General features: G+C 72.1%; 6 protein-coding genes. 4 read left to right on the forward strand and 2 right to left on the reverse strand.

The features are described from left to right. Together GH736_RS19410 and GH736_RS19415 are read left to right on the forward strand one after the other, a co-directional pair. A partial coding sequence (locus GH736_RS19410; RefSeq protein ID WP_159606271.1) for an alpha/beta hydrolase fold domain-containing protein occupies positions 1-498 on the forward strand: 498 nt, incomplete at its 5' end. A 77-nt stretch (positions 499-575) separates the two neighbouring features. Then, the gene (locus GH736_RS19415) at positions 576-857 is read left to right on the forward strand and encodes a DUF1905 domain-containing protein (protein WP_159606273.1); all 282 of its coding nucleotides are present in this window, start codon (positions 576-578) and stop codon (positions 855-857) included. On the opposite strand, the gene GH736_RS19420 is transcribed toward GH736_RS19415, so the two are convergent. After that, on the reverse strand, positions 854-1,648 hold the full coding sequence (locus tag GH736_RS19420; protein WP_159606275.1) for a bestrophin-like domain: 795 nt from the start codon (positions 1,646-1,648) through the stop codon (positions 854-856). The two genes, GH736_RS19415 and GH736_RS19420, sit on opposite strands and share 4 nt — an antisense overlap. A gap of 149 nt (positions 1,649-1,797) precedes the next feature. On the opposite strand from GH736_RS19420, the gene GH736_RS19425 reads away from it, so the two are divergent. Then, the gene (locus GH736_RS19425; RefSeq protein ID WP_159606277.1) at positions 1,798-2,562 is read left to right on the forward strand and encodes an SDR family NAD(P)-dependent oxidoreductase; all 765 of its coding nucleotides are present in this window, start codon (positions 1,798-1,800) and stop codon (positions 2,560-2,562) included. Between the two features lie 55 nt (positions 2,563-2,617). Here GH736_RS19425 and GH736_RS19430 read toward each other — a convergent pair whose 3' ends face one another. Then, a complete protein-coding gene (locus GH736_RS19430) occupies positions 2,618-3,199 on the reverse strand; it encodes a helix-turn-helix domain-containing protein (protein WP_159606279.1) in 582 nt (193 codons plus the stop codon). 71 nt (positions 3,200-3,270) lie between these two features. Here GH736_RS19430 and GH736_RS19435 point away from each other — a divergent pair. Further along, on the forward strand, positions 3,271-3,472 hold a 202-nt coding region (locus tag GH736_RS19435), incomplete at its 3' end, for an FAD-dependent oxidoreductase (protein WP_159606281.1).

Genomic DNA, 3,472 nt, shown 5'->3' on the forward strand with positions numbered 1-3,472 from the left:
CGCATCGCCGTCGGCGGTGCGAGCGCGGGCGCCGGCCTCGCCGCCGGGCTCGTGCTCTACGCCCACGACCTCGGCGAGGTCGCGCCCGCATTCCAGCTGCTCGTCTACCCGATGCTCGACGACCGCACCGTGACGCGCACCGACCTCGACACGCGGCACGTGCGGGTGTGGACTCCCGGCAGTAACCGGTTCGCCTGGACGTCGTACCTCGGCCGGGAGCCGGGCGGCGAGGGCGTGTCGCCATACGCCGCCCCGGCTCGCCGCGAAGACCTCTCGGGCCTGCCGCCCGCGTGGATCGGGGTGGGCACGCTCGACCTGTTCCACGATGAGGACGTCCGCTACGCGGAACGGCTCACCGAGGCCGGCGTACCGTGCGAAGTGTTCCTCGTCGAGGGCGCATTCCACGGCTTCGATGCCCTGTTCACCAAGGCCGGCGTGACCGACGAGTTCTGGCGTGAGCAGGCGAGGGCGCTGCGTGCGGGTCTCGCCATCTCCTGAGCGGATGACGCGGGCACGACAATGGCGGGCACCACGATGACGGGCGAGCGGATGACGCGGGCACGACGATGACGGGCATGCACCTGGCGTTCACCGGCGACCTGTGGTTCTGGCGCGGCCCGGCGCCGTGGCACTTCGTGACCGTGCCCGCCGACGAGTGCGACGCGATCGCGGCGATCGCGTCGGCGGTGACGTACGGCTGGGGCATGGTCCCGGCCACCGTGCGCATCGGCGCCAGCGAGTGGGCCACGTCGCTCTGGCCGAAGGACGGCGGTTACATCGTGCCGGTGAAGGCATGGGTGCGCGAGGCGGAGCGCCTCGAGGTGGGCGACGCCGTCGACGTGCGACTGACGATCTAGTCGGGGTTGTCGATGATCTGCTCGAGCACGCGCTCGTAGGCGCCCGGGCCGACGGAGATCGCCCCTTCGTAGGGGTGGTCCATGTCGGCGGTCACGAAGATGACCAGGCCGATGAAAAGCGCGAGGAGTCCCGCCATCAGCAGGTGGAGCCGGGCGCTTCGCACGGCGATGAAGGCGATCAGCACCGCGTTGACGGCGGCGCCCACCCAGATCACGAGCCAGAACAGGGGCGGCAGCGCCAGCGCCGTGGCGTCGATGCGAGCACGACGCGACTCGATGAACGTGTCGAACGTGGCGAGCACCTGGTTGAACTCGGCCTGCTCGTCGCCGGGTTGCGCCTCGATCTGGTGGAGTCGCGCCTCGAACTCGTCGACCTCTCCGTCGCTCGCCTCGGGGAGGCGGCCCACCTCCTGTTGCGGGAAGTCGATCTCGATCACCGCGTGCATGTAGTCGTCGAGCGACTGCCGCATGGGCTCCCCATACTCAGCGGGCAGTCCCTGCGTGGCGCGGTAGAGGGCCCCGACGTCGCCGGCCTCCTCGATCGTGGCCTGGCGGGTGTAGGCGAAGTTCTCGTACACCGAGACGGCGACGAGCGCGAGCAGGATGCCGAAGAACACCCCGAAGGTGCCGATCACGTGGGCGAGCGCGCGGTCCCACTCCTTCGTGTCGTCGACGAACCGGTGCACGACCGGGCGGAGGCCCACGACGATGAGGCACGACACGAGCACGAACCCACCGACGAACAGGGGCAGCGTGATCCACACGTTGCTGCCGTAGAACCAGTTCAACATCGGCGCCCCTCCCCCCGAGGTGCGGAACTGCGGGATCACGGACGAGGTCGCCCGATCGTCGTTCAGCCTAGGGATTCGGCGCGCGTTGCGCATCGAATCGAACGCGATCAGCGGATGCCGCGCGCGGCCGTTCGACCTACGATGACCCCATGGCCGAGCCGAAGCCAGTGCACGTGGTGACCGGCGCCGCCGGCGGGATCGGCCGGCGGATCGCCGAGGTGCTCGCCGACGAGGGCGCCGCCGTAGTCGTCGTCGACGTGCGTCCGGCGGAGTGGCTGGACCCGGCGGCCGGCGCCTCCGTCGTGGGCGACGCGGGCGATCCCGAGGTGCTGGAGCAGGCGCTCGAGCGCGCGCGGTCGTTCGGCGAGCTGCGCGGCTGGGTGAACAACGCCGCGGTCTTCCACGACGCGTGGCTGCACGAGGCCGGCGGCGAGGCGACGCTCGACCTGGTCGCGCGCAACCTCCGGCCGGTGCTGACCGGCGCCGCCGCGGCGGTCGGCGAGTTCCTGCGCACCGGCGTGGCAGGCGCGATCGTGAACGTGTCGTCGCACCAGGCGCAGCGTGCGGTGCGCGGGGCGCTGCCGTATGCCACGTCGAAGGCGGCGATCGAGGGCCTGACCCGGGCGATCGCGGTGGACTACGGCGCGCACGGGATCCGCTGCAACGGCGTGGCCCTCGGCTCGATCGTGACCGAGCGCTACACCGCCCACCTCGACGAGCTGTCGCTCACGAGCCGCGCGGCGTTCGAGGCGCAGGTGCGCCGGCTCCATCCGCTCGGCCGGCCGGGCGAGCCCGCCGACGTGGCGCGCGTGGTCGCGTTCCTGCTGTCGGATGCCGCGGGATTCGTCTCGGGGGCGGTGATCCCGGTCGACGGGGGCCGCGCGGCGCGCGGCGCCGACCCCGAGGAGCGCTGACCTCCCCGCGGCGGCGGCACGCGGCATCCGCTGCTCGGATCGCCCTGGCGCCGGATCAGGACGCGCCGGTCTCGCGCAGGTGCACCCGCTCGCCCTGGCGACTGAGCAGGTTGATGATCTCGGCAGGCTCGGTCGAGGCGCTCGCATGCCCGTGCGGCACGCGCGTGTCGAACTCGGCGGCCTCGCCCGCCTCGAGCACGATCTCGTCGTCGCCGAGGGCGAGCCGCACGCGGCCGCTGAGCACGTAGATCCAGTCGTAGCCCTCGTGGGCGCGCTGCGCGATGGGTTCGTCGGGCGGATGTCCCGGCAGCACCATCTTGAAGGCGTGCACATCGGGGTTGTCGCGGGTGAGCGGGATGATCGCCCGGCCGCCGCGGTAGAAGGGCTTGGGATGCACGCGCGGGTCGGCGATCTGCGGGGCGCCGACGAGGTCGTCGAGGCTCGCCTGGTAGACGGCGGCCAGCCGGATCAGCAGGTCGAGGGTCGGCTTGCGGCCGCCCGACTCCAGGCGCGACAGGGTGCTGACCGAGATGCCGGTGTGCTCCGAGAGCTCGGCCAGGGTGAGTCCGCGCCTGGCGCGGAGCGCACGCAGCCGTGGCGCGACGCCGTCGAGCACGCCGTCGAGGTCGTCGGGCATGTCCACCTCCCTTTTTGCCGTTCCGGCAAATCACGTTGCCAGGTCCGCCCGCACTCCGCAGCATGGGAGACATGCAGAACTCGTGGGATGTCCTCATCGTCGGCGGCGGCAGCGCGGGTCTCAGCGCCGCCCTCATGCTCGGGCGCGCACGTCGCCGTGTCCTCGTGCTCGACGCAGGCGCCCCGCGCAACGGTGTCGCCGCCCACATGCACGGCGTGCTCGGCCGCGACGGCTGGTCTCCGCCCGACCTGCTCGCCGCGGAGACCAGCCGTC

Source organism: Agromyces humi (assembly GCF_009720255.1).
GTDB lineage: Bacteria > Actinomycetota > Actinomycetes > Actinomycetales > Microbacteriaceae > Agromyces > Agromyces humi.

Bases quoted from the DNA above. Each gene is read 5' to 3' on its own strand.
- GH736_RS19425 (WP_159606277.1), top strand. From the start codon at position 1,798: ATGGCCGAGCCGAAGCCAGTGCACGTGGTGACCGGCGCCGCCGGCGGG.
- GH736_RS19420 (WP_159606275.1), bottom strand. From the start codon at position 1,648: ATGTTGAACTGGTTCTACGGCAGCAACGTGTGGATCACGCTGCCCCTG.
- GH736_RS19430 (WP_159606279.1), bottom strand. From the start codon at position 3,199: ATGCCCGACGACCTCGACGGCGTGCTCGACGGCGTCGCGCCACGGCTG.
- GH736_RS19415 (WP_159606273.1), top strand. From the start codon at position 576: ATGCACCTGGCGTTCACCGGCGACCTGTGGTTCTGGCGCGGCCCGGCG.